27 protein-coding genes are annotated in these 24,993 nt (G+C 44.3%); 16 read left to right on the top strand and 11 right to left on the bottom strand.

Annotated elements, in window-relative coordinates; translation table 11 throughout:
- Positions 1–176 precede the first annotated feature (176 nt).
- Positions 177–2,096, bottom strand: a complete 1,920-nt coding sequence (gene nagB, locus FW774_RS03560) for a glucosamine-6-phosphate deaminase (protein ID WP_149346757.1) — start codon at positions 2,094–2,096, stop codon at positions 177–179.
- An 82-nt stretch (positions 2,097–2,178) separates the two neighbouring features.
- On the opposite strand from nagB, the gene FW774_RS03555 reads away from it, so the two are divergent.
- On the top strand, positions 2,179–3,348 hold the full coding sequence (locus FW774_RS03555; protein WP_149346756.1) for an anhydro-N-acetylmuramic acid kinase: 1,170 nt from the start codon (positions 2,179–2,181) through the stop codon (positions 3,346–3,348).
- A 319-nt stretch (positions 3,349–3,667) separates the two neighbouring features.
- Here the strand turns inward: FW774_RS03555 and FW774_RS03550 are convergent, their stop codons facing one another.
- Entirely contained in the window at positions 3,668–5,302 is a 1,635-nt protein-coding gene (locus FW774_RS03550; RefSeq protein WP_149346755.1) for a glycoside hydrolase 43 family protein, read from the bottom strand.
- Positions 5,303–5,344: 42 nt separating this feature from the next.
- Entirely contained in the window at positions 5,345–6,328 is a 984-nt protein-coding gene (locus FW774_RS03545) for a pectinesterase family protein (protein ID WP_149346754.1), read from the bottom strand.
- Positions 6,329–6,440: 112 nt separating this feature from the next.
- On the opposite strand from FW774_RS03545, the gene FW774_RS03540 reads away from it, so the two are divergent.
- Both FW774_RS03540 and FW774_RS03535 read left to right on the top strand, forming a co-directional pair.
- A complete protein-coding gene (locus FW774_RS03540) occupies positions 6,441–6,632 on the top strand; it encodes a hypothetical protein (RefSeq protein WP_149346753.1) in 192 nt (63 codons plus the stop codon).
- 127 nt (positions 6,633–6,759) lie between these two features.
- On the top strand, positions 6,760–7,995 hold the full coding sequence (locus FW774_RS03535; protein WP_242457701.1) for a helix-turn-helix domain-containing protein: 1,236 nt from the start codon (positions 6,760–6,762) through the stop codon (positions 7,993–7,995).
- Between the two features lie 228 nt (positions 7,996–8,223).
- Here the strand turns inward: FW774_RS03535 and hemW are convergent, their stop codons facing one another.
- Positions 8,224–9,348 carry a radical SAM family heme chaperone HemW gene (gene hemW / locus FW774_RS03530; RefSeq protein ID WP_149346751.1) on the bottom strand — a complete coding sequence of 375 codons (1,125 nt, stop codon included), beginning with the start codon at positions 9,346–9,348 and terminating at the stop codon, positions 8,224–8,226.
- A 373-nt stretch (positions 9,349–9,721) separates the two neighbouring features.
- On the opposite strand from hemW, the gene FW774_RS03525 reads away from it, so the two are divergent.
- The 4 genes from FW774_RS03525 (at position 9,722) to msrA (ending at position 13,660) form a co-directional block, all read left to right on the top strand.
- The gene (locus FW774_RS03525) at positions 9,722–10,243 is read left to right on the top strand and encodes a porin family protein (protein WP_149346750.1); all 522 of its coding nucleotides are present in this window, start codon (positions 9,722–9,724) and stop codon (positions 10,241–10,243) included.
- Positions 10,244–10,389: 146 nt separating this feature from the next.
- Positions 10,390–12,144, top strand: a complete 1,755-nt coding sequence (locus FW774_RS03520; RefSeq protein ID WP_149346749.1) for a tetratricopeptide repeat protein — start codon at positions 10,390–10,392, stop codon at positions 12,142–12,144.
- The gene (locus FW774_RS03515) at positions 12,144–12,794 is read left to right on the top strand and encodes a response regulator transcription factor (RefSeq protein ID WP_149346748.1); all 651 of its coding nucleotides are present in this window, start codon (positions 12,144–12,146) and stop codon (positions 12,792–12,794) included. The genes FW774_RS03520 and FW774_RS03515 overlap by 1 nt, the downstream gene beginning before the upstream one ends.
- A gap of 224 nt (positions 12,795–13,018) precedes the next feature.
- Positions 13,019–13,660, top strand: coding sequence for a peptide-methionine (S)-S-oxide reductase MsrA (gene msrA, locus FW774_RS03510; RefSeq protein ID WP_149346747.1), 642 nt, complete (start codon positions 13,019–13,021; stop codon positions 13,658–13,660).
- 111 nt (positions 13,661–13,771) lie between these two features.
- Here msrA and FW774_RS03505 read toward each other — a convergent pair whose 3' ends face one another.
- Together FW774_RS03505 and FW774_RS03500 are read right to left on the bottom strand one after the other, a co-directional pair.
- Positions 13,772–14,140, bottom strand: coding sequence for a PIN domain-containing protein (locus tag FW774_RS03505; protein ID WP_242457700.1), 369 nt, complete (start codon positions 14,138–14,140; stop codon positions 13,772–13,774).
- Positions 14,137–14,382: a hypothetical protein gene (locus FW774_RS03500; protein WP_149346746.1), complete on the bottom strand. Its 246-nt coding sequence runs from the start codon at positions 14,380–14,382 to the stop codon at positions 14,137–14,139. Before FW774_RS03500 ends, FW774_RS03505 begins: the two co-directional genes overlap by 4 nt.
- Before the next feature lie 207 nt (positions 14,383–14,589).
- On the opposite strand from FW774_RS03500, the gene FW774_RS03495 reads away from it, so the two are divergent.
- From FW774_RS03495 to FW774_RS03485, 3 genes are read left to right on the top strand one after another with little or no spacing between them, the layout of a single operon-like run.
- Positions 14,590–15,822, top strand: a complete 1,233-nt coding sequence (locus FW774_RS03495) for a M16 family metallopeptidase (protein WP_149346745.1) — start codon at positions 14,590–14,592, stop codon at positions 15,820–15,822.
- A gap of 18 nt (positions 15,823–15,840) precedes the next feature.
- Complete coding sequence (gene def, locus FW774_RS03490) at positions 15,841–16,413, top strand: peptide deformylase (RefSeq protein ID WP_149346744.1); 573 nt, start codon at positions 15,841–15,843, stop codon at positions 16,411–16,413.
- Positions 16,414–16,469: 56 nt separating this feature from the next.
- Positions 16,470–16,907, top strand: a complete 438-nt coding sequence (locus FW774_RS03485; RefSeq protein ID WP_149346743.1) for a hypothetical protein — start codon at positions 16,470–16,472, stop codon at positions 16,905–16,907.
- Between the two features lie 213 nt (positions 16,908–17,120).
- Here FW774_RS03485 and FW774_RS03480 read toward each other — a convergent pair whose 3' ends face one another.
- Both FW774_RS03480 and efp read right to left on the bottom strand, forming a co-directional pair.
- A complete protein-coding gene (locus FW774_RS03480; protein WP_149346742.1) occupies positions 17,121–17,690 on the bottom strand; it encodes a 5-formyltetrahydrofolate cyclo-ligase in 570 nt (189 codons plus the stop codon).
- Between the two features lie 89 nt (positions 17,691–17,779).
- Positions 17,780–18,340 (bottom strand): elongation factor P, encoded by a 561-nt coding sequence (gene efp / locus FW774_RS03475; protein WP_149346741.1) that lies wholly within the window; start codon positions 18,338–18,340, stop codon positions 17,780–17,782.
- Between the two features lie 149 nt (positions 18,341–18,489).
- On the opposite strand from efp, the gene FW774_RS03470 reads away from it, so the two are divergent.
- Both FW774_RS03470 and FW774_RS03465 read left to right on the top strand, forming a co-directional pair.
- The gene (locus tag FW774_RS03470) at positions 18,490–19,368 is read left to right on the top strand and encodes a DNA-methyltransferase (RefSeq protein ID WP_149347150.1); all 879 of its coding nucleotides are present in this window, start codon (positions 18,490–18,492) and stop codon (positions 19,366–19,368) included.
- A complete protein-coding gene (locus FW774_RS03465; protein WP_149346740.1) occupies positions 19,328–20,065 on the top strand; it encodes a PmeII family type II restriction endonuclease in 738 nt (245 codons plus the stop codon). The genes FW774_RS03470 and FW774_RS03465 overlap by 41 nt, the downstream gene beginning before the upstream one ends.
- A 19-nt stretch (positions 20,066–20,084) precedes the next feature.
- Here the strand turns inward: FW774_RS03465 and FW774_RS03460 are convergent, their stop codons facing one another.
- A complete protein-coding gene (locus FW774_RS03460; RefSeq protein WP_149346739.1) occupies positions 20,085–21,275 on the bottom strand; it encodes a class I SAM-dependent rRNA methyltransferase in 1,191 nt (396 codons plus the stop codon).
- Positions 21,276–21,442: 167 nt separating this feature from the next.
- On the opposite strand from FW774_RS03460, the gene FW774_RS03455 reads away from it, so the two are divergent.
- From FW774_RS03455 to FW774_RS03440, 4 genes are all read left to right on the top strand, one after another.
- Positions 21,443–21,778, top strand: coding sequence for a tRNA-binding protein (locus tag FW774_RS03455; RefSeq protein WP_149346738.1), 336 nt, complete (start codon positions 21,443–21,445; stop codon positions 21,776–21,778).
- A 6-nt stretch (positions 21,779–21,784) separates the two neighbouring features.
- Positions 21,785–22,261: a nucleoside deaminase gene (locus tag FW774_RS03450; protein ID WP_149346737.1), complete on the top strand. Its 477-nt coding sequence runs from the start codon at positions 21,785–21,787 to the stop codon at positions 22,259–22,261.
- Positions 22,262–22,336: 75 nt separating this feature from the next.
- Entirely contained in the window at positions 22,337–22,948 is a 612-nt protein-coding gene (locus FW774_RS03445; protein WP_149346736.1) for a superoxide dismutase, read from the top strand.
- A 59-nt stretch (positions 22,949–23,007) separates the two neighbouring features.
- Positions 23,008–23,184: a phosphatidate cytidylyltransferase gene (locus tag FW774_RS03440; RefSeq protein WP_149346735.1), complete on the top strand. Its 177-nt coding sequence runs from the start codon at positions 23,008–23,010 to the stop codon at positions 23,182–23,184.
- A 492-nt stretch (positions 23,185–23,676) separates the two neighbouring features.
- Here FW774_RS03440 and FW774_RS03435 read toward each other — a convergent pair whose 3' ends face one another.
- Both FW774_RS03435 and FW774_RS03430 read right to left on the bottom strand, forming a co-directional pair.
- Entirely contained in the window at positions 23,677–23,898 is a 222-nt protein-coding gene (locus FW774_RS03435; protein WP_149346734.1) for a hypothetical protein, read from the bottom strand.
- A gap of 66 nt (positions 23,899–23,964) precedes the next feature.
- The gene (locus FW774_RS03430) at positions 23,965–24,972 is read right to left on the bottom strand and encodes an LLM class flavin-dependent oxidoreductase (RefSeq protein ID WP_149346733.1); all 1,008 of its coding nucleotides are present in this window, start codon (positions 24,970–24,972) and stop codon (positions 23,965–23,967) included.
- Positions 24,973–24,993 lie beyond the last annotated feature (21 nt).

Below are 24,993 nucleotides of genomic sequence, written 5' to 3'. Positions count from 1 at the left end.
GGATTCATATTTGCCTGAAAACTTAGCATACTCACAAAAGCCCTAACATAGGGGAACATTATTCCGAGCACATTTCGATAGAAGTAAGATGGAATATCTTTTAGTGCTATTAGTTCTTCTTCAAATTTGAATGTAGCAATGAATAAGACCTCCACAATTTTGAAATTACTAAATTACTAAAAAGAGTATCGTATAAACGCTTCCATAGCTTCATATTCGGCCAGGCCAAGCTCATCGTATATATGAGCAGTTTCGCGGGTACGGTCTTCGGCACGTACCCAGAATTCGCGGGCATCGTCGCCGGGAAATACCGGCCGGTCTTTTTGCGACTGGTGTTTAAAGATAGCCAGGCGTTTACGCTCCACTTCAGAAGGTGATAGCGGAACAGCCATCTCAATTTCATATACTTCAAATTCATGCCATGCTCCGCGATACAGCCACAGCCAGCAATCTTTCACCCAGTCGTCGGTTGCTTTTAAACGTTGCAATGCCTTTAACACAATATCAAAACATATCTTGTGTGTGCCGTGAGGATCGGCAAAATCGCCGGCAGCAAAAACCTGGTGCGGTTTTATGCTTCTTAACAGCTCCATGGTTTGCAGAATATCATCTTCGCCAACCGGGTTTTTCTGTACTTTACCCCGGTCGTAAAACGGAAGATCCATGAAATGAATATGATCATCCGGCAAACCGGCGAAGCGGGCTCCTGCAATAGCCTCTCCCTTGCGTATCAGGCCCTTAACGGTAAGAATTTCTTTCGGATCGGGCTGATTAGGCTGCTTAGCGGCAACAAAATTACGCATGTTGCCATACAGGTTTTCCAGCTGTTTGGTATCCAATTGCTGGGATTTACCGAAATCAATGGCAAACTCAACAAAGCGCAGGGCGTCGTCATCCCAAACGGCAGTATTGCCCGATGTCTGGTAAGCCACATGTACATCGTGCCCCTGATCAGCCAGCCGGATAAATGTACCGCCCATCGAGATCACATCATCATCCGGGTGCGGAGAAAAGATCACTACCCGTTTATGGGCAGGTACTGCACGTTCCGGTCGCTGGCTGTCGTCGGCATTCGGTTTGCCGCCCGGCCAGCCGGTAATGGTATGCTGTATCTCATTAAAAATGCGGATGTTGATATCGTACACCGGCCCTTTCTCGGTTGCCAGCTGCGCCATACCGTTGTTGTTGTAATCTTCTTCGGTGAGTTTCAGTATGGGTTTACCGGTGTGTTGTGCCAGCCAGATCACTGCTTTCCTGATCAGGTAATCTGTCCAGGTACAATCTTTAACCAGCCACGGAGTTTTAAAGCGGGTCAACTCTGATGCCGCGTCGGTATCAATAACAAATTCAACCTTATCCGAAAGCTGCAGGTACGTTGCCGGCACTTCGGATGATATCTCACCTTCAACAGCCTTTCGGATAATGGGCGCTTTCTTCTGATTCCAGGCCATCAGGATAATTTCCCGGGCCTTGAAAATGGTGCCGATACCCATGGTGATGGCTTTGGTGGGCACGTTGGCTTTACCGCCAAAATCGCGTGAAGCGTCACGGCGGGTAAGGTCATCCAGCGTAACGAGGCGTGTTCCTGAATTTGGCGCTGATCCCGGCTCGTTAAAACCGATGTGGCCCGTACGTCCTATACCCAGGATCTGCAGGTCTAAACCACCGTAAGATGATATTTTACGCTCGTATTCAATGCAGTAAGCCGGTATTTCATCCAGCGATAGCGTTCCGTCAGGAATATGCACATTAGCCCGGTTAATATCCACGTGATTAAATAAATGCTCATTCATAAAAGTCACGTAGCTCTGGGCTGATTCCGGCTTCATGGGGTAGTACTCATCCAGGTTGAAGGTAACTACGTTTTTAAAGCTCAAACCTTCTTCCCGGTGCAAACGTACCAGCTCGGCATAAACACCCACCGGTGTTTGCCCGGTAGCTAATCCTAAAACAGCCGGTTGGTTATTTTCCTGCTTCTCGCGAATCAGGTTAGCAATACGTGCGGCAACTTTTTTTGAGGCAATATGTTCGTCCGGGTATATAGTGACCGGTAGTTTTTCGTAACGGGTTTCTTCTAATAAGTTTAAGCGAGCCATAATGTGTATTTAAGGTTAAACAAAACTAAGATAATAATGATGGTTATAAAGTTAATTTTTAAATTACATCGCTTAATTTATTATGAGTTTAAGAGATATTGGCAGCTTATGGCAGATGGCCCAAAAGCCATCGCGGCTTATTATCGGACTGATGTCGGGAACATCGCTGGACGGCTTGGATATGGCACTTTGCCGGATTTCGGGGCACGGAAAAGAAACCACGGCCCGCGTGCTCGAATTTGAAACGGCACCGTATGAAAACGCTTTTAAGGATGATATACTGCGTATCTTTTCTAAAAAAACAGTCGACCTTGAGAAGCTTACCCTGCTCAATGAGCAAACCGGGAATTTGCATGCCGGACTGATCAATGCCTTTTTGAAAAAACATGCCCTATCGCCTTCGGAAGTGGATTGTATTGCCAGCCACGGCCAAACCATTTATCATGCGCCTAAACGGTTGCATGGCTTAGCCGCTTACCCGGATGCTACCCTGCAAATTGGCGACGCCGATCATATTGCAGTTAAAACAGGTATTATCACCTTGAGCGATTTCAGGCAGAAACACCTGGCGGTTGGCGGCGAAGGCGCTCCGCTGGCCGTTTACGGCGATTACCTGCTGTTTTCTGACCGGCAGGAAGACCGGATCTTACTGAACATCGGCGGTATAGCCAATTTTACGTACCTGCCTTCGGATGGCGATACGGCTAAAATTGTATGTACCGATACCGGCCCGGGAAATACCCTGCTGGATGCATTAGCGAGGCGTGATTTTAGCAGGCCGTATGATCGTGATGCCGAAATAGGCTTCAGGGGTAACGTAAATGAAACGCTTTTAACCCGCTTGCTGGAACATCCTTTTTTCAAAGAGGCCTTACCTAAAACCACCGGCCCTGAATTGTTCAACCTGGACTGGTTAGGGTCTTTTTTAAAAGAACCCGTTTCCGGTGAGGACTTGATGGCTACACTTGCACAACTGAGTGCCCGGAGTATTGCCGAAGCAATTATCTCCATACATAAGCCGGCAGCGATCTATGTAAGTGGCGGCGGATGCCATAATCCTTTATTAATGCGAAACCTGCAACAGCTTCTTCCCCCATACACCATAAAAAATTTTGATGAGTTAGGTATAAATCCTGATGCGAAAGAAGCCCTGCTTTTTGCCGTATTGGCCAATGAAGCCATTGCCGGAAAAGGCACAGCCATTGCCGGATTACCGGCGGTAACCATGGGAAAGATCAGTATGCCGGGGTAGTTGGCCGCACTCTTAATATGGTATTGAGTAGTGGGTAGTGTGTATTGAGATACTGTAAATTGCTTAATTGTTGCATTGTCAAATTGTTGCGGGTTACGAGGATCTGCTGTAAGGGCTAAAACGTATAACTTACAACCCATAACTTATAACCTTTTTAGCCTCACGCCCTAAATCCTCTGCCTCTCTACCTTTACTGTCTTGTTTCTTGCATCTATGTTCTTGCTTCTCAATCGCTATGAACCACAAAAATTGTCCACTGTCCATTATCAATTATTAAAGATTGCTTTCAGCCTTTGGCTTTCTGCTTTTAGCTCACCTTTTACCTTTCCACTCTAAACCAGTCAAAATCGGCGTAGCCCGAATCATTGATCTGAGTTTTCCTTGTGGCGAACAGACCTACTTTAGCACCGATCCACTGACCGGCAACGGCCTGAAATTCCTGTTGTACATCTGTAAAGTTTGTGCCGTCTGTGCTGTATGCAAACCGGCATTTGGCGCCCTTACTTACGCTTACCCGCAGGTAAACCGGTTGATTGCTGATTTTAGCGAGTTGTGTTTCGGTCTCTGACTTGCCCTTATCCGCATTCTGGCAAATGCTGTAAACAATATAAATACCATCCTTTTTGCTTTCCAGGCTTAAGGCAGCATAACTGCGGCCCATAATGACCAGGCCGGTTTGCTCATTTTCAATATTCGGATTGGGTGTAAACGCCAGTTTTGTGGTAACGGTAAATTCATCGGCCGGAAATTTCTGCATCAGGATATTGGGTACATCCCACAAATTCCTGGCGCTATCCGGTACCTGGTAAGTATATAACCGTAAAGCCCCTTTTGCCGGGTTCATAAACATCCAGGTGGCCTGCGGATTGGCCTGCCATTGCCACTGTAATCCTAATTTGTTAGAGTTAAATTCATCACTTTCGGCCGGAGTGGCAATGGGATATATTTTGCCCACATTTGGTTTTTTATAGCTCAGTACCGGTTCGCCCTTTCCACTGTTTTGTTTATCTATACCAATAACCGGCCAGTTATTTATCCATTTCATAGGTTGCAGGTGAACAACCCGTCCATAGGCATCCTTATCCTGGAAGTGCAAAAACCAGTCTTCGCCGGTAGGCGTATCCACCCAAGCGCCCTGGTGCGGGCCGTTTACCGGTGACGACCCCTGATCCATGACCACCTTACGCTCATACGGGCCATATACATTTTTTGACCGTAAAACCAGTTGCCAACCGGTAGGAACGCCTCCGGCAGGTGCGAAAATGTAGTAATAGCCATTACGTTTGTAAAATTTGGGGCCTTCAATGGTCGGGTCGGTTTCATGACCATCGTATACAATGGTTCCGGCATCCAGTGTTTTATCGCCCGCAGCATTGAGCTTTTTCACGGCAATAATGCTTTTAACACCTGCACGACTGCCGGCATACGCATAAACCAGGTAAACCCGACCGTCATCATCCCATAAAGGACATGGATCTATTAAGCCTTTACCGGCTTCTACGAGTATGGGTTCAGACCACGGCCCCACGGCATTTTTAGCTTTTATCAAATAAATACCAAAATCCGGGTCGGGATAATAAATATAGAATTCGCCGTTATGATAACGAATGGACGGCGCCCACACGCCATTGCCGTGTTGTGTTTTTTCGAAATGCTTAAAAGGCGGTTGCCTTTTTAAGGCATGGGTGAGTATAGACCAGTTCACCAAATCTTTTGAATGTAATATCGGCAAGCCCGGAACTGCATCAAAGCTTGACGCTACCATGTAAAAATCGGCACCTACACGTATCGCATCCGGATCGGAATAATCGGCATTGATAACCGGGTTTTTATAGGTTCCGTTTCCCTGATCGGCCACCCACACGTTAGAAACATACGGTGTGGTTTGCGCTATTGCATAACTTGATATCGCCGTAAGGCATACTAAAAGAAATATGTTTTTTATTGAGATCATTTCTCGATTTTTGGCTTTAAGCTAATGGCCAATAGCTGTTGGCTAATAGCCCGGTAACCAAGCGGTTTGACCAAATATATTTTTAAGTGTATAGTGTTTATATGCTTTGGCGGATAACTGTTTCGCCCAGCTTACCCGTTTTTCAGTGTTTGCTCCCGGGCCGGTACATTGGTATTCGGCATAAAACGTGGTTTTTTCTTTGTCAGGAAACATCGCGTCACCTTTCCAGGGATTCCAGCCGTCGGGGACAATGTGCCCGCCCATTTCGGTATGGATAAAAACAGTTTTGGCGTACGGACGCCAGGGCCTTCCCAGGTAAACTTTGGTAACAGCTGTATCGGCAATAAGCCTGCAATTTATAAATACAAAACCGAAAGAACGCCCCGCGGGTGTAGCCGCGGCTGTAATGTACGAGTTGCTCAGGCTTTTGATCGTGCAGTTATCAAATACCGCCGTAGCTTCGCCAAAGATAAAATCGGTAGTTCCCTCCACATAGCAATCCCGGTAATATTGGCGACTGTTCCCTGTTGCGGTGTACAAGGTATCCTGGTTACCCAGTATGCGGCAATTTTTAATAACGGTACAATCGGCTTCTACATGCAGGGCTACGGCTTGTCCAACCCTTCCGGCAGTATTCTGTATGGTCAGGTTTTCGGCAGTAAAATAATTGCCCTGTACCAAAACCGTGCAGGATGTATAGGTGCTGAATTTCGTATTCCCGTAAGGGTCTTTACCGCCGGGAAAAGGTTTCCCAGAAAAATCATTACCGGTAATAATCGTGTGCTCTTTGCTTTCGCCGATAAGCGATATATGGGTTTTCCACGAGGGGATAACCAGTTTTTCAGGATATATGCCGTTCTTAATGTAAATGCGCACCTGCTTTTGCGATAAATCGCGAACTGAGTTTACGGCTTCCTGTATCGTTCTGAAATTTCCACTACCGTTTTGTGCTACTGTTATGGTCAATTGCTGAGCAAACAGCGGGATAGTGATCAGGCAGAAAAAGATACAGAGTAAATGCTTCATTTAATGTCCCGGTTTTTAGGATAGCTGTACAAGTTTAGTCAAGAAATAACAAAATCGGCTTTTTTGAGACGGTAAAAATATGCAATCGATGCCGGGAACGATTGCATAAAACATGGCAATTGCCGGAGTTTTAATAAAAGATCAGATCAACCATACGCGGAAGGCACACGCCACAGGCGTGCACCAGCAAGAGGAAGCAGCTCCGGACAAAAAGAAATTACGAACTACGAATTTAGATTTACGAAATGGAGAGAAGCAGGCACAAACAACTAACTATCTAATAACCGCTAACAACGAACAATAAGTAATCAGTAAAACAAATATTACAAAACCATCATCTTCTTATTTAGAAAAACGCTAAACAGTTTTAATAATTTCGCCGTAAAAATCATCATAAAAGATAGGTTTCTTTTATTAATGAGGTTGTAATCATGCGCTTTTACGACATTCTGGTTGCCGGAGGAGTACTTACAAGTTTTCTTACAAGCCTGTTGTTGTTCACGCGGGGAAGATACCAGCTACATGCTAACCGGCTTTTGGGCGTAGTGATCTTTACCTGGGGATGGTATGCCCTGTTATATTTACTGGTTATTACCGGTTGGATACGCTCTATTCCATGGATACACCGTGTAGGCAGTCCGCTTTATTACCTTATCCCACCCTGCAGCTACCTGTATGTCAGGAGTGTTTTATTAGATGAAACTAAATTCAGGAAATGCGACTGGTTGCATTTTATACCGGCCCTGATCAATGTGATTGATTTGATGCCTTTTTATCTGGCAGATATGGAGACGAAAAAAGCCGTGGTTAATGCCATTACAACAGATTTTAACCTGTCTTATCAGAAAGGATCGGGTATGATACCCGCCTTCTGGCACTTCCAATTGCGCTGGATACAAGGGATAGTTTACCTGGTTTTTCAATGGGCATTGTTGTATCGGATCACAAAAAAAGATAAGCTGGAAAATTTCAGCAATGTAACCGGTTGGTTATTCACATTTTCAGCATTCAGCACAATCATATATACCGGCCTGGGTATTATGTCTGTTATTGCCTGGCTGAACCTGGGTTCGGGAGTGAACCTGCTTTCTTCGGCCCGTTCTGTTCCTGCGCTGCTGCAAATACTTGGTTTTATGTGCTTAAGTGTCTATCTCTTTTTCAAACCTGATATTTTATATGGTATCCCCCGGGAAGTTTATACCAGTAAATCACCAGTGGCAAATACAGGGCAGATAAAGGTTGAACAGTCAACGGATCATCATCATAAAGAGAGTAAAAAAGATAGTTGTACAACGTCAAAACGAGAGGCTCCTTTTAATCCGGAATTAATGAATATGTATGTGTGCCGGCTGGAAACCTACGTCCGGCTGGAAGAGCCCTTTAAGAAACAGGGCTTCACTGTTAATGAGCTGGCTCTGGCATTGCAAATCCCCCTGCATCACCTGTCTTATGTGCTTAACCATTACTATAAGCAGCGGTTCACCGATTTTATTAATACCTGTCGCGTTAATTATGTAAAAAAACGACTGGAACGCGAAGACTGGCGATCTTTTACTCTTGAAGCCCTGGCTAATGAAGCAGGCTTTGCATCCAGGAGTACGTTTTTTACTTCGTTTAAAAAAGTTACCGGTTTAAGCCCTTCGCAATATCTGCATTTTAAGGATTAGTCCAGCTATTAGCCGAGTCTGAATAGCAAAGCTCAGCAGCCTGCAAGTAATAAGCGAAGCTGCATACTGCAATGGCAGGAACATAGAAGCAAGAGACAAGAAAGGTGGAAGGTGGAAGGTTTTAAGGTGAAGGTAGAAGGTGTATGGCGTAAGGCGAACAACGAAGGACGAATAACGAACAACAATAGAACAATTCAGCAATCTAAAATCGCAATACTCAATACCAACTTACACAAACAGCTCCGCAGCAATATGGTCGGCAAACAGCTTACCGGGTTGCGTGAGCCTGACTACGTTTCCATGCTGCTCTATCCAGCTCTTTTCAAAAAACGGACGACAATTGTTTATAATTAAATCGTAGTGATCAGTTCCGAAATCGCTGTGGATCTTATCCAGGTTCATGCCCCATATCGTACGCAGCGAAGTCATAATGTATTCGTTAACACGGTTTTCTATGGTAAGCAGCTCTGTTTCGGCGGAAACGCGACCTTGTTCTATTGCTTCCATATACCGGGCATTGTTGGCAACAGTCCACTGCCGCGATATGCCGTTAAATGAGTGTGCCGAAGGGCCTATTCCCAGGTACGGCACGCCACGCCAGTAATTGGTGTTATGTTGTGAATAGCGTCCGGGCCTGGCAAAATTGGATATTTCATAATGTTCAAAGCCTGCACCGGTAAGCGTATCGCTTAACAGTAGGAACTGCGAAGAGCTTTGCGCATCGTTCATGGCCTGCTGTTTTCCCTTACGGATGAAAGAGGCAAGAGCTGTCCGTGGCTCAACCGTCATGCTGTACGCCGACAGGTGCGGAATATCCAATTGCAATAGATTATGCATATTGCTTTTCCACTTATCATCGCTCAACAGCGGATAGCCATAGATCAGATCGGCGGTAATGTTCTCAAAGCCGGCATCCTGCACCCGTTTTATAGCGCTATCCGCTTCCGCGGATGTATGCGCCCGGTTCATCCAACGTAAATCTTCATCAAAAAAAGACTGTATCCCGATGCTGAAACGGTTAACCGGAGTTCGCCTCAACGCTTTTACCTTTTGGGGAGTGAGATCGTCGGGATTAGCTTCCAGTGTTATTTCGGCATCGGCTGCAACGGAATGATAGCGGTTAACTTCATCCATCAGTGACTGAATATCTTCTGCATCCAGGATGCTGGGTGTGCCGCCGCCAAAATACAGCGTTTGTATTTCCTGACCGCTAAGGTAATCTTTCTGCAAAGCCAGCTCTTTTTTCATGGCCTGTAACATTTCCGGTTTATACTTCAGGGATGTGCTGAAATGAAAATCGCAGTAGTAACAGGCTTTTTTGCAAAACGGAATATGGAGATAGATACCGGCCATGGCGCAAAGGTAGCACTTATCTAAACCTCAGATGGCATAGAAATTATTATCGGGAGAGTGAGGCAGAGCTTTTGTCGATTAAATTTTCGACGTTATTGCCTGCAATTAGGTATACATCCCTATAAAAACAAAGATTATTCTCTGTTTACTGCCGCATATTGATTTTCATTTTTGCTGATGTAAACGCAAAATCGCTCTCAATGAAAACACAGTTTTATAATACAATCACTGTTTAGCCGCAGTTTTTGCGCTATGTATAAGAACTCCGTATTTCCACTGACACAAAATCAGCATTTATACGGATAACCTTTTACGGTGCTTCACAATAGTTTTGCCAACATAACCCAATCTTAAATCAATTAAAATAACACACATGATGAACTTAAACCTCAAAAAGTTAGCATTCTCCCTACTGGTTGCAGGATGCAGTGTAACAATTGCCTCAGCGCAGAATTACAAAAAAGGCGACAACCTGCTCAACATCGGTGCAGGCTTCGGCGGTGGCTTTGGCACTCCTATCGGACTTAGCTTTGAACATGGCTTTTCCGATAAGATCAGCGGTGGCGCCTATGTTTCTTATTCAAGCAAAAAGGAAGCTTTAGGCGCCTGGGGAGATTATAAATATTCGTACATCCTTACTGCAGCAAGAGCATCGTACCATTTTTCTTTTGGTGGCGACAAGTTAGACCCGTATATCGGCGCTATCCTGGGTTATAACATTGCTTCGGCCAAATGGAGCGGTAGCGGCACTGCTCCGGCCAGCGCTTCTGCGGGCGGCGTTATTTATGGCGGCCATGCCGGTGCAAGATATTTCTTCTCTGATAAGATCGGCATATTCGCCGAAGTAGGCTATGGGGTTGGAAACTTAAATGCAGGTGTTACATTTAAATTCTAACTCTGTTTTAAAACTCCAGAAAGAAAGGAGGCTGTTTCACAACGGTCTCCTTTTGTATTTTTCAGGGTTTATTGCGGTATTCCGCTTTGATTTTTTCTTTTGGCTTAATACTACAGAGACGGTATATTTACGGCAAACCGCTCTCAATGAAATACATCTTAGTTGTGCTGAAGATAATCTGCTGCTTCAGCGTATTTGCCGCAACTCCCGGAGCATATAGTCTGGAGCTGATGAAACACCCGGAGAGTCCCGCAGCACTGCTGGAATCAGGTATCTCCTATCTTAAAAAAGGAAACGCAGATAAGGCGGAGCTTCTTCTGACAGAGGCGGCACAAACAGCTATCCGGAAAAAAGATATCCCGGTTTTTATAAAAGCTCAAATGAACATCGGCAGAATATATGCCGATAAAGGTGAGAACGTTAAGGCACTAAGCCATTTTCAGCAGGGGCTAACTAAAGCAGAAAGCACCGGCAATAAACAGCTTACTGCACATTTGTACAAAAACATCGGTGCACTGTACATCAGCTGGAAAAAATTCGGACGGGCCATAAGCTATTACGAAAAGGCCGAAAATATTGCGGCCGAAATTCACGAAGATGAGCTTGTGGCCGACTGCCAGAATAACAAGGGAACGGTTTACGAACAACAGCAGGAATACAACAAAGCAATAAGCGCTTATAAAAATGCCCTGACCGTTTATACGCAGAAAAACATTACTGATAAAATATCTATGGCATTGAGCAATATTGCCATTGTTTATAAATACCAGAAAAATTACCAGGCATCGCTCGAATACAACTTAAAGGCGTTGACACTTTCCACAAAGCTTGGCGATAAATGGCTTATGGCAGCTACAAACAATAATATAGGTAGCCTTTACTGCGAAATGGCTGATTACAAAAAAGCAATTGCTTATTGTGAAAAAGCATTGGCTTTAGCCAAAGAGATAAGCGCCCTGGAGATCATCGAATCTACATACGATACCATGAGCGAGATTGCAGCAAAAGCCGGTGATTACAAAGCTGCGTTTAATTATCACAAACGGTTTTCTGATGCTAACGCGAAGTTCATCAACATAGAAAGTACCCGGCAATTATCAGAGCTTAACATCAAATACGAAACAGCGAAAAAACAGAAGCTGATCCAGCAGCAGCAATTTGAGATCAGCAAACAGAACTACCTGCTTTTCAGCTTATTTATATTGATCTTATTGGGTGCAACCGTTGCCTATTTAATTTACCGAACCAATAAATACAAGCTGGAAAAACGCTTACAGGCCGAAGTGTACAGGCAACAGGAACTGGCCAGCAGGGCGCTTTTTGAAGGCGAACAAAAGGAGCGCATCCGCATTGCCCGCGACCTGCACGACAGCATCGGACAGATGCTGGCCGTATTAAAAATGAAACTCTCTAATCAGCAGTCGCCGGCAGATACCATTGAGGTCCTGGATAAAACCATCACTGAGGTACGCCACATCTCACATAACCTGATTCCCGAAGCGCTTAATTTTGGTTTGATAAATGCCATTGAAGATTTAGCCGGTAAAATTAATGCCACCGGTAAAACCAGGGTCGAGGTAGCCATTTCCGATGAGGTACGCAACTATACGTTTACCGAACAGAATGCGCTTTCTGTATACCGAATTGTACAGGAAGTGCTTGGCAACATCTCCAAACATGCTGACGCTACTGAAATTGATCTGGATATTACAAAAGCTCATGATACCTTTACCATTACTATAAAAGATAACGGAAAGGGATTTGATACCTCAAAAATCAAAGAGTCTAAAGGATTAGGCTGGAAAAATATCAGCGCCAGGGTACATCTGCTTAATGGGAGCATGCAGGTAACCTCTGAAAAATTAACCGGAACCCAAATAAAAATTACTATACCCACATAATGGAAACAGAAATAAACTCAATTATTATTGCCGACGACCATCAAATGGTGATTGACGGCATTAAAAGTATGCTGCAAAATGAAACGCAATATACCGTTGTAGATGAAGTGATTAACGGACAGCTGGCACTGAACAAAATTTCAGTGCATCCCGAAAAATATAACATTCTGCTTACAGATATCAGCATGCCTTTATTATCGGGGATTGACCTTTGCAAGATGGTAAAATCGCAGTATCCGCACATACAGGTGCTGGTGCTCTCCATGTACAGCAATGGCCCGGCAGTAAAAGAAGCCATTCTGGCCGAAGCCGATGGTTACATTCTTAAAAGCTCCGGCAAGGAAGAGTTGTTGTCAGCATTGCATCGCATTGTAAATGGCGGAACCTATTTTTCGCAGGATATTTTGCCGGTAATCTATAGCCAATACACCAAAAAGAAAGTTCAGGATGAGCAACTGAATAACCTTTCGGCCCGCGAAAAGGAAGTACTAAGCCTGATAGTTAAAGAGCTTACCAGCGAAGAAATTGCCCAAAAGCTATTCATCAGTAAAAAAACGGTTGACAATCACCGGCAAAACCTGTTTGCCAAATGCAACTGCAAAAGCACTATCGGGTTGGTAAAATACGCTATCAAAAACGGGTTGGAATAAAAAGATCTCACACCGCCTGGCGCTCCCGGGCATAAATCCCCTTTCTTACAAAAGTGTTACAATTTTTCTCATTAGCACAGCCGGATAATGAGGGTGCATTTCAAATTGTCGCATTACTTGCTTCGTGTGGGCGGTGGGGACACCGCCCACGGCTTCCGCCCCGGTTGGTGTCCCCACCAACCGGCGACAATTTGAATTGCACCCGATAATGCGTAATTTTAAATATGAAGAATTTAATCAGAAGTCTGACAGGTTTCCTGGCGCTTTGCCTGCTGGCCTGTAACAGCTCGGGACAGGCTAAAAAGACCGATACCAGCATAAAGCTGACAGCACCTAAAGGTAAGGCTATTGCCGCTTTTGCCGAAGGCTGTTTCTGGTGCTCAGAACATATTTTTGAGGAAATTGCCGGAGTAGATTCTGCCGTTTCAGGATATGCGGGTGGCCATGTTAAAAATCCAACGTATAAGCAGGTTTGCAGTGAAACTACCGGCCATGCCGAAACCGTGCTGGTGTACTATAATCCCAAAGTAGTATCGTACAGCGATTTGCTCGATGCTTTCTTTTCATCACACGACCCAACCACACTGAACCGCCAGGGGCCGGATGTGGGTACCTCGTACCGTTCTGCTATCTTTTATACCGATGCCAGCCAGTTGGAGCAGGCCAAACAAGCCATCCGGAAATGGACACCATCGTTTAAAAAGCCCATTGTTACCCAGTTAGAACCGTTAAAAGCCTTTTACCGGGCCGAAGAATACCATCAGAACTACGAAGAATATAACCCGTCATCGGCCTATATCCAGGGCGTTTCGGTGCCGAGGTTTAACGCGTTCAAGCAGAAATGTAAATTACAGCTTAAGCATTAACAGGTCGGCTAAGTAACGTTAGCTGCCCAGAGCAGGGAATGAAGTGTTGTGCTGAATGGTAAAACTATGGGTCGCTTTTGCCGATTGTCCAGTCCTCTAACTTAATTCCCTTTATGCGTTTAAAGTGATTGGTGTATTGTTGGTAACCATTGTCAGGTTATGAGTCACTGAAGTTACACCTATTAAAAGGTCAAAGTCATCAACAGGTGTTCCTTCCCTTTGCAGCCTTTCCTTTTCCTTTGCGAATAGGTCTAATGAATGAAAAATAGGTAGAATCTGGACACCACTTAAGAAGTTATTTAAAGCTTTTCTATTCTTTTCCGGCTTCTCACTTTTCTCGACCCCGAATTTGAGTTCAGCTAAGGTTATCTCTGAAATGAAGCAATCCTCAGCATTGACGGTATCGAATTTAGCATCCAGACCAAACTTGCCTTTCATATAGAATATGGCAATATTGGTATCAATTAGATAGCGCTTCAAAATGATTCTATTTGTCTGGTGAACACCCTGCTTTTACGAATATCTTCTATAATCTCCTCAGCGCTTGCCTTTGAATCAAACGCTCCAAATGCCTTTTTAAAAGAAGACTTCTTTTTAATCAGGTCGGTCTTAACCGATATAGTTAGCTTAGATATCAGGTCGAGCTTACTACCTGGGCTTAGATTGTCTAACAGGTCGATATAACCATTTATTAATGTTGTATTCGCGTCCGCTGCTCTCATAGAGTCAAATTTAATGAAAAGTATTAAGTTTTAAAAAGCTTCTTTCAGCGTTAGACTACTGACTTCAAGCTATATGATTTCCTATCGGGACTATGAAAGCTATGTGGACGTTATTACTGACAACCATTCAATTATGTGCTTAAATAGTGGTAATACCAACTGTTAAATACCTGCATTACCACGGGTATTACTATCTTTGCTCTCCGCATGGACCAATACGTTATTACGTTGCCTAATGGCATACGCATAATTTTTAAGCCTTTTTCATCGCCTGTTTCGCATGCCTGTATCGTAATTAATGCCGGTACACGTGACGAAAGCCCTCAAACGTCGGGCCTGGCTCATTTCATAGAGCATTTATTATTTAAAAAGACGGAACGGCGTAACACATCACAGATACTTAACCGGCTTGAGAGCATTGGCGCCGACCTGAATGCCTATACCACCAAGGAATATACCTGTATTCATGCCTCGTTTTTGCAGGCCTACCTCGACCGCACGTTAGACCTTTTTGAGGATCTGGTATTTCATTCGGTTTACCCGGATGAAGAGCTGGAGAAAGAAAAGAGCGTTATTCTGGATGAGATAGCATCGTACCAGGATTTGCCGGAAGATGCAATAAATGATGATTTTGAAGAATTACTGTTTGCCGGGCATCCGCTGGGACGTAATATCCTGGGTACTGCCGAAAGCGTGAGCCGTTTATCCCGCCAGGATATTTTCACCTTTTTGCAGGAGCACTATACAACCAACCAGATGGTTATCGGTATATCGGGTAATTATTCGCCTTCGCGGATAGAAAAGCTGGCGCAGCGTTATTTTGCACATTTGCCCGCTACACATTCATCGCGAAAGCGGGAACCTGTAGCGCAGTATATGGCGCAAACCAGAAAAGAAAGTAAGCCCATATCACAGGTGCATTGTGTAATAGGAGCACCGGCCTATAACCTGTATCACGAAAATAAAACCGGTCTGCTGCTGCTCAACAATATGCTGGGCGGCAATGGCATGAGCTCCCGGCTCAACCTGCAGATACGCGAAAAATACGGTATTGCCTATACCATCGATTCCAATTATACGCCCTTAACCGACACGGGCATTTTCTCCATTTATTTTGGTACAGATGCCGAAAAATCGGATAAAGCACTGCGGCTGATCTACCGGGAGCTGAAAAAGCTGTGCGAGCATAAGCTGGGAACATTGCAGTTACATACGGCCCGGCAGAAATTCATCGGGCAAATTGCCCTGGCCGAAGAAAACCGTATCGGGATGATCATTTCGATGGCAAAAAGCCTGCTGGATTATAACCGGGTAGATACGCTCGACGAGATCTTCGCCCGCATCCAGGCATGTACCGCTTCGCAGCTGCAGGATATCGCTAACGAGATTTTTAACCCATCAGCCTTATCGGTGCTGTTGTTCCAACCCGAATCACAGTAATTTACTTATTTTTGTATCATGAAATTACCTATTATTGCTTACGGACATCCGGTTTTACGCAAAAAGGCTGACGATATTACCAAAGATTATCCTAACCTGGATGAGTTGATAGCAAACATGTTTGAGACCATGTATAATGCCCAGGGTGTAGGACTGGCTGCCCCTCAGGTTGGCCTTTCCATACGTTTATTCGTGATAGATGCCCGTCCATTTGCTGATGAAGATAACGAGCTGGAAAATTTCAAAAAGGTATTTATCAATGCGCATGTAATTGATGAGGAAGGTGAAAAATGGGATTTCAATGAGGGATGCCTGAGCATTCCGGACATACGTGAAGATGTAAGCCGCCACCAGACTGTTAAACTATCCTATTATGATGAAAACTGGCAGCATCATGAAGAAACCTTTTCGGGGGTGGCTGCCCGTGTTATCCAGCACGAATACGACCATATTGATGGTAAATTGTTTATCGACAAATTATCGCCCTTACGCAAAACCATGCTGAAAAGCAGGCTTGATGCTATTTCAAAGGGACAAATCAATGTGGCGTATAAAATGAAATTCCCGGCAGCCAAGCCTGGCAAGAAATAACAGAGCAAACATTTTCGGGGCCGGCTTGTGTATTTATTAATACAAAACATAAGCCGATGAAAACATGCTTCATTTTAGGTTGTGCCCTGTTTGGGATGGCAGCCTGCAAGAATAATACTTCTAAAAACGGTGCTTCAGCAGCGAAAGACATTTCCGGCTGTTATCACTTTATCCATGATAAAGATACCGTTTTCCTGCATCTCACTGCCGCCGGAAAGACGGTAACTGGCACACTTTCATACAATTATTTTGAGAAAGATAAAAGCACCGGCTCCATTAAGGGCAAATTATATGGTGATACCATTATTGCCGATTATCGTTTTACTTCCGAAGGTATGGAATCTGTGCGGCAGGTGGCTTTGCTTAAAAAGGGAGATACCCTGGTTGAAGGTTACGGCGATGTAACCGAACAGAACGGAAAAATGGTCTTTACCAACCCGGACTCATTGGTTTATAATAACGACAACGTGCTGCAACGAACAGATTGCCCTTAATTTCGGGCAGGATTAATATTAATCTGAGTTTGATTTTATTAAGCTGATTACTAACAGATTGCTTCATTCTGTCGCACAAATCCAATCCTTTCCCGAAGCCTCGGGACAATGACGCTCCTATTTCCGTTCCCGAAGTCTCGGGACGAGGAGGTACGACGAAGCAATCTCTGTTAAACCTGTTTTTGAGCAGGATTATTAATCGAACTCAGGTTATTAAAACCGCCATACCTGTTGCGGTGTCAGGCATAGGTTTAACGGAATATCGTGCTCATTAACCGGAATAGGATTGATTTCAGGCTCAAAGAACGAAACTCCCGCTTTAATAACATCCGGCCTGCATTGAGTTAAAAAACGGTCGTAAAAACCTTTACCATAGCCCACACGATTCCCCCTTGTGTCAAAAATCAGCAACGGTACCAGGACAAAGTCCAGCTCTCCGGGTGCAATTTCAGCGCCGGAAACAGGTTCGGTTATACCCCAGCTATTCATTGCCAGGGGCGTGTCCGGATTCCAAATGATATGTGTCAGGGTATGATTCTTTAAATCGCTACGCGATAAAACCAGCTTAATTTCCGGGTGATTTAGCCGCAGCCAGTCGGCCAGAACAAGGCTGTTAAACTCATGTTTCCCCGGAATGGGATAGAACAAGTGAAAATAACGTACCTGCGAAAAATCTAACGAGGCAAATTGCCGGAGAATCCCCCGCGTAAGCAGGTCAGCTGCTTTTAAGCTCAGGTTTTTCCGTTTCTCAAGATACAATTTCCTTAACCGGTCTTTTTCCACGTTTGTAAAATTTCCCTAAAATAAAAAACGGCTCGTAAATGAGCCGTTTTTCAATAATCAACCTAAACTTAATATATGAAAAAGAATCTTTATTTCACACGCTCGATGTAATCTCCGGTGCGGGTATCAATTTTAACTTTATCGCCCTGGTTAATAAACAGGGGAACCCGGACTTCAACACCGGTTTCTACCGTTGCACTTTTTAAGGCATTGGTAGAAGTATCGCCTTTTACGGCAGGCTCTGTGTAAGTAATCTCAAGCTCAACGCTGGTTGGGGCCTGGGCCATAATCGGCTCATCGCTTTCAAAGGCAACAATTACGTTCATGCCTTCTTTCAGAAAGCGGGCAGCATCACCAAACAATGATTTTGGGATATTAAACTGCTCGAACGTATTATTATCCATTACCACAAAGTAGTCGCCATCCTCATACAAATACTGGTAATCGTTAGTTTCAACACGGCAAATTTCAACCTCTTCATCGGTACGGAAGCGGTATTCTACCAGCTTGCCGGTACGGATATTCCGCATTCTGGCCTGGTAAAATGCACGCAGGTTGCCGGGAGTACGGTGAATAAACTCTTCAACAGAAACTAATTCGCCATTAAAGCGCAAAATATTGCCATTTTTTATTTCGGATGCTTTTGACATGCTTAAAGGTTTCGAGCCGCAAAGGTACGCACTATTCTTTAGTTATGCAATATTTTAGATTTTGAAACCCCTATGTCATTTTTTAAAGATGCTCTCAAAAACTTATTAACATGATATTAAATAAACAGCGAAGAGAGCTAAATTTGAGCATGGAGATACGAGCAGATTTGTATTTGGGTGACTGCAAGACAGAGTTAAGTAATCTTTCAGATAATTCGGTTGACCTCATTATTACTTCTCCGCCTTATGCCGACCAACGGAAGGAAACCTATGGCGGTATTCATCCTGACAAATACGTGCAATGGTTTTTACCTATTTCTAAAGAACTTTTGAGGGTATTAAAACCTACAGGAACATTTATACTCAATATAAAGGAAAAAGTAGTTGATGGGGAGCGAAGCACATACGTTATGGAGCTAATTCTCGAAATGCGAAAGCAGGGATGGTTATGGACCGAGGAATTCATCTGGCACAAGAAAAATTGTTACCCCGGGAAATGGCCTAACCGATTCCGTGATGCCTGGGAAAGACTTCTTCAATTTAATAAGGATAAAAAATTCAATATGTACCAGGAAGAAGTGATGGTACCGATGGGTGATTGGGCAAAATCACGCCTTAAAAATCTTTCTGATACCGATAAAACAAGAGATAGCTCTAAAGTAGGGAGTGGTTTTGGGAAGAATATTTCTAATTGGCTTAATCGCGATAAAGCCTATCCTACAAATGTTCTCCATCTTGCAACAGAATGTAGTAACAAGAATCATAGTGCGGCCTTTCCCGAAGAATTGCCCGAATGGTTTATCAAGCTCTTTACCAAAGCTGGAGATACAGTGCTTGACCCTTTTATGGGTTCGGGAACTACGCTTAATGTAGCAAATCGCATGAAACGGCATTCTATAGGTATTGAAATAGTAGAGGACTACTACAATATGGTTAAGGCGCAAATAAATCCTGCAGAACTTTATTCATTAGAACCTGAAGCAGTGTATGAATCAGCTAAGCATAACAGACGTATCGCAGTACGTTGAAGATAATATCGGTACATTTCATCAGAAACGTATTGAGGGATTGACAAAGCTGAAGCTGAACCGGGTACTTGGCAAGAAAAATCCATATCTTTTTAAAGCAAAGTTTGTGCTTACGGCGCAGGAAATAATCAAGAGCTTTACCGATGCTTTTATATCCTCGCAGGAAGAAACTATTTTCGGCGACTGGCTTGAAGGGCTTGCCATTTTTATTAATACCCGGGTATATAATGGCTGGAAATCAGGCATTCCGGGTATTGACCTTGAATTTGATAATAATGGGGCAAGGCATATTGTAACCATTAAATCAGGCCCAAACTGGGGAAATAGCAGCCAAATCGGAAAAATGATAGCTGATTTTAAGACCGCAAAAAAGACTTTACGTACAAGTAACTCTCAAATTAATGTTGTAGCGGTAAATGGTTGTTGTTATGGAAAAGATAATCAGCCGGACAAAGGAGATTACTTTAAATATTGCGGACAACGTTTCTGGGCCTTTATTTCAGGAGATCATGAATTATATACAAAGATCATTGAACCATTAGGACATCAGGCTAAAGAACGAAACGATGAATTCATCATTTCTTATTCCAAAATGATCAACAGGTTTACCAAAGAGTTTGCCGATACATTTTGTTTAACTGATGGATCAATTGACTGGGACAAGCTGGTTCGGTTTAATTCCTCTGCATCAGGCTGATTGAAAAGCTATTTCAGAATTAACTCACCCTGCACAGTAATCCTTTTAAATACTCACCTTCAGGAAACGATGCCCGTACCGGATGGTCTTCGGGCTGGCAGAATTGCCCGATAAATTGCACTTCTTTTCCGGCGTCCAGTGCGGCCCAGGCCAGTATTTGTTTAAAGGTGGTGATATCCACAGCCCCCGAGCACGAAAACGTTGCCAGCAAGCCGCCCTCATTCAGCAGTTGCATACCCAGGCGGTTAAGGTCTTTATAGGCACGGGCCGCTTTATCCAACGCCGATCGCGAAGGCGCATACTTAGGCGGGTCGAGCACAATGATATCAAACTTTTCATTCTGCTCTTTGAACAGGCGCAATTGCCGGTTAACGTCAGACTGAATAGCCTGGTGCCTGGCGGAATCAAACCGGTTCAGTGCAATGTTCTTCTTCAGCGTTTCAATAGCCAGGGCCGAGCTATCTACACTATAGACCTGTGCCGCCTGGTGCTGTAAAGCATTTAACGTAAACCCGCCGGAATAACAGAAACAATCCAGCAGCTTTTTGCCGGCGGCATGTGCGGCAACCAAACGCCGGTTATCACGCTGGTCGCAGTAAAAGCCCGATTTCTGCCCCTCGGCAATATTTACGCTGTATGCAATATTGTTTTCCTTTACGGTGATAAACGCCGGAGGCTCTGCTCCCCGTAATCTCCCGCCGGCAGGCTCCAGCCCTTCATGATTTCGTGCGCCATTATCGCTTTTATCAAATATCCCCGCAGGGTTCAGGCATTTCTCCAGTTCGTCAAGCAAAATATCCTTAACCCGGTCTACGCCGGAGGATAATATCTGAACCGAAATAAAATCGGCATATTTATCGGCAATAAATCCCGGCAGGAAGTCGGCCTCACTAAAAATCAGGCGGCAGGTATCCGTATCTCCCGATGAAAGTAAGGTATTTCGTGCAGCTATTGCTTTACGAACCCGGTGGCGCCACCACTCTTCGTTTATCGGATTTTCAGGAAGCCATTCCAGCAAACGTACCGCCACCCGCGACTGGCTGTTAAACATCCCGTAAGCCAGAAAATTGCCAGCCGGGTCGGTAACCGTTACAATATCGCCGTTGGCCGGATTCCCCGTTACCTGTTCAACAGCGCCCGAAAAAATCCAGGGATGCAGCTGCCTTACCGCTTTTTCCTTACCTTTTTTTAACCTGATAACCGGATTCATATCCCGCAAAGGTAACGCAAAATGCCAACATGGCGCAAAAGCCGTGGACGGTGTCCTCACCGTCTACAGAAACAACCTGGTACGACAACCAAAAATGCCAGCATGGCGGCAGTTAGTGTTTTTAAAAGATATGCATAAAACCTTTGCGGGATGTTTATTTTTGAGGAATGGAATTTATTAGCTGGAACGATTTTACAAAAGTAGAGCTTCGGGCAGGTACGGTTCTCGAAGTACATGATTTTCCGCAGGCACGCAAGCCGGCCTACAAGCTGAAAGTTGATTTTGGCGAATTTGGCATCAGGTGGAGCAGTGCGCAAGTCACAAAACACTACACCAAAGAGAGCCTGGTGGGGCGCCAGATAGTAGGCGTTATCAATTTCCCCGAAAAGCAGATCGCTAATTTTATGTCGCAGTTCTTAGTTACCGGCTTTGCCGACGAGAATGGCGATATCGTGCTAACCTGCATCGACAAACCTGTTCCCAACGGCTCCCGCTTAATTTAAGATACCATGCGATATATTAACTTTTCTGATGAACCGGTTGTTGCTCCCGACGAGTTTTTTATGAGCGAAGCGTTGAAAGAAGCACAGCTGGCCCTTGACGCCGATGAAGTGCCGATAGGCGCTGTTGTGGTTTGCAACGGTAAGATCATTGGCCGCGGACATAACCTTACCGAACGGTTAAACGATGTTACGGCACATGCCGAAATGCAGGCGTTTACAGCTGCAGCCAATTACCTGGGCGGCAAATACCTTAAAGATTGCACGTTGTATGTTACCATCGAGCCTTGTGTAATGTGCGCCGGCGCTTCCTACTGGACACAGATCAGTCGCATCGTATTTGGCGCTCACGATGCTCAACGCGGCTTTATGCGCCTTAACCAGAAAATAACTCATCCTAAAACAGAAATTACCGGCGGAATTAAAGAAAATGAATGCAGCATGCTGGTTAAACAGTTCTTTATACGTAAGCGTGACAAAAGTTAACCAGAAAAGCTGAACAATTTTAAGCCTAAGCCGTTATATTTGCGATATTCATTGTTCACTTAAACATTACATAATATGGCTTTCGTATTACCTGCGTTACCTTACGCAACAGACGCATTAGAACCGCATATTGACAAATTAACCATGGAAATTCATCATGGCAAGCACCACCAGGCTTATGTTGACAATTTAAACAAAGCCATTGCCGGTACCGATGCAGAAAATTTATCTATTGACGAGATCATAAAAAACATCTCCAAGTATCCGGCAGCGGTTAGAAATAATGGTGGTGGTCATTTTAATCACAGCTTATTCTGGACGGTTTTAGGCCCAAATAAAGGCGGGCAGCCCAGTGGTGAACTGGCTGAAGCCATTAACTCAACCTTTGGTTCATTTGATGAGCTGAAAAAGAAATTATCAGAAGCCGGCGCTACCCGTTTTGGTTCAGGCTGGGCCTGGTTAAGCGTAGCTGCCGATGGCAAGCTACAGGTTTCTTCAACTCCCAACCAGGATAACCCTTTAATGGACATCGCGGAAGTGAAAGGAACACCTATCTTCGGTATCGACGTGTGGGAGCATGCCTATTACCTGAAATACCAGAATAAACGTCCCGATTACTTAGCAGCAATCTGGAACGTGGTTAACTGGGACGCCGTTGCAGAGCGCTATCAAAAAGCTAAAAAATAGCCGCTTCTAAAACCTTTTAAAAAAAGTAGTGTATTAACAATTCACTACTTTTTTATTTTATGAACCTTTTAACTAAATCATACCTTGCCATTGCTGTCCTCGCAGTATGTTTATTAAGCAGCTGCGAAGTAATTGGCGGTATTTTCAAGGCAGGCTTTTACACAGCGCTTATCGGCGTTGTTATTGTTATTGCCATCATTATCTGGATTGTTTCCGCTTTGCGTAAGCGGGAATAAACAAACCTGGTTTTTACTTTTTTGAAAAGCAGTGCCAGTATCGTTTCGGTACCGGTAGCCCCGCTTTCCGTTCATACTGCGCTGGCTTTCGCTCATGTCCCCCATCGGCATTAGCCACAGGCCGGTATACACTGCAATCGGAGTTTAGTTTGGCCGGGGCAGTGCGCTTGTTTAATTTTGACAACTTTTAAAAAGTTGTCAAAATTGCTGTACAACGCAGACAGCGTTTAAAACGCTGTCTGCGTTGGATATAAGCAAGAAGTTCTAAAACTTTTCTATTATTTTAAGGCTTAAGTTAACCGAACATGCAATTCTCAGGCTGAAATTTAAGCCAGACATGGGGCAGTGCTTATTTGATTTTGATTTGATTTTGATTTGATTTTGACTTTTAAAAAGTTGTCAAAATTGCAGTTGAGCAGTGTTAAATCATAATTCTCTTTTTGCAAAGTTTTAGGCTTTTGTCAAACCGGTTGGTAGTAATTATTTTATACATTACCTCAGCACTTTTTCAAAGAGGTCGTCACTGTTTTTATAAGTGGTCAGTCTACCAAGTTTTACATCTTCAAAGGCAGCTTCTATACCAGATTGAGCAAGACCTTTTTCATCTTTTACCACTGCTACCCCTTTTTTTTCTGCGGCGAAAAACTTTAACAGGCTAAGAAATTGCTTCCCGAATTTCGTATGCTCGTCTATTCTGATAGTTATTGTCCTCATATAGAACATCCTTTTTATCTAACAAATTTACAAAAACTATAGCTAATACTCCATTCTCCAATACCATTAATACAATCCAAACATATCAGCCAGCAATTCATACGACCGTAAGCGGTCTTCAAAGTGCTCGGTAATAGTTACAGTCATAATTTCGGTAGTCTGGTAATCTTTCGCAAGTTGAAGCAGTTTTGATTTTACTTCGCCGGGATTGCCGGTAATCGTACGTTTACGGTTATGTGCAATCCGCTCCTGCTCAAATGACGTATATAGCACGTCCTTAATATCCTGGTAAGTTATTGGAACCAAACCGCCTCCCTTTTCCAGTTGCAAAAACCGGTAATCCATAACTGCCTGATGTTGCTTCACTTTTTCCTCATCTTCAGAACAAAAAACAAAAATGGCCACATTGGCTTCGGGTTGCTTTAGCTCCAGGGAAGGCTGAAAACGGTTGCGGTACAGCTTAATGGCCTCGGGGCCACCAATTGGATTAATAAAATGTGCAAACGCAACAGCCAGTCCAAAATGAGCGGCGAACAGCCCGCTCTGTCCGCTTGAGGTCAACAGCCATAACGGGGGCACTGTTTCAGCTTGCGGAATGGCAATGATGCGTGGCTGAGCCGAATTGGTATCGGCGGTATCGTGCAGGTAATTCTGCAAATCAATGATCTGTTCAATAAAATCCTGCTCGTTCCAGCGGTTTGAAGGATTCAGAACCGATGCCGTAATACGGTCTGTTCCGGGAGCACGACCAATGCCTAAATCAATACGGCCGGGAAAAAGCACTTCGAGCATCCTGAAATTTTCAGCCACCTTTAGCGCACTGTGATTAGGCAGCATAATGCCTCCCGACCCTAACCGGATGCGCTTCGTCTCCCCGGCAAGATGGGCAATCAGCACTTCGGGCGTTGAGCCTGCAAGGGTCGTGGTATTATGGTGCTCTGAAACCCAGAAGCGGGTATATCCCAGCTTATCAGCCAGCTTCACCAGCTCAATGGTTTCTTGTACAGCCTGCTGTGCGGTAACGCCTTTTCTAACCGGCGACTGGTCGAGGATGCTTAAATGTAAATCTGCCATGATGAATGGTTACAAATCTAT

The sequence above is a fragment of the Pedobacter sp. BS3 genome (genome assembly GCF_008274585.1).
Classification (GTDB): Bacteria; Bacteroidota; Bacteroidia; order Sphingobacteriales; family Sphingobacteriaceae; genus Hufsiella_A.
Note: the sequence above shows the minus strand (reverse complement) of the source record. Positions and strands in the feature narration are given on the sequence as shown.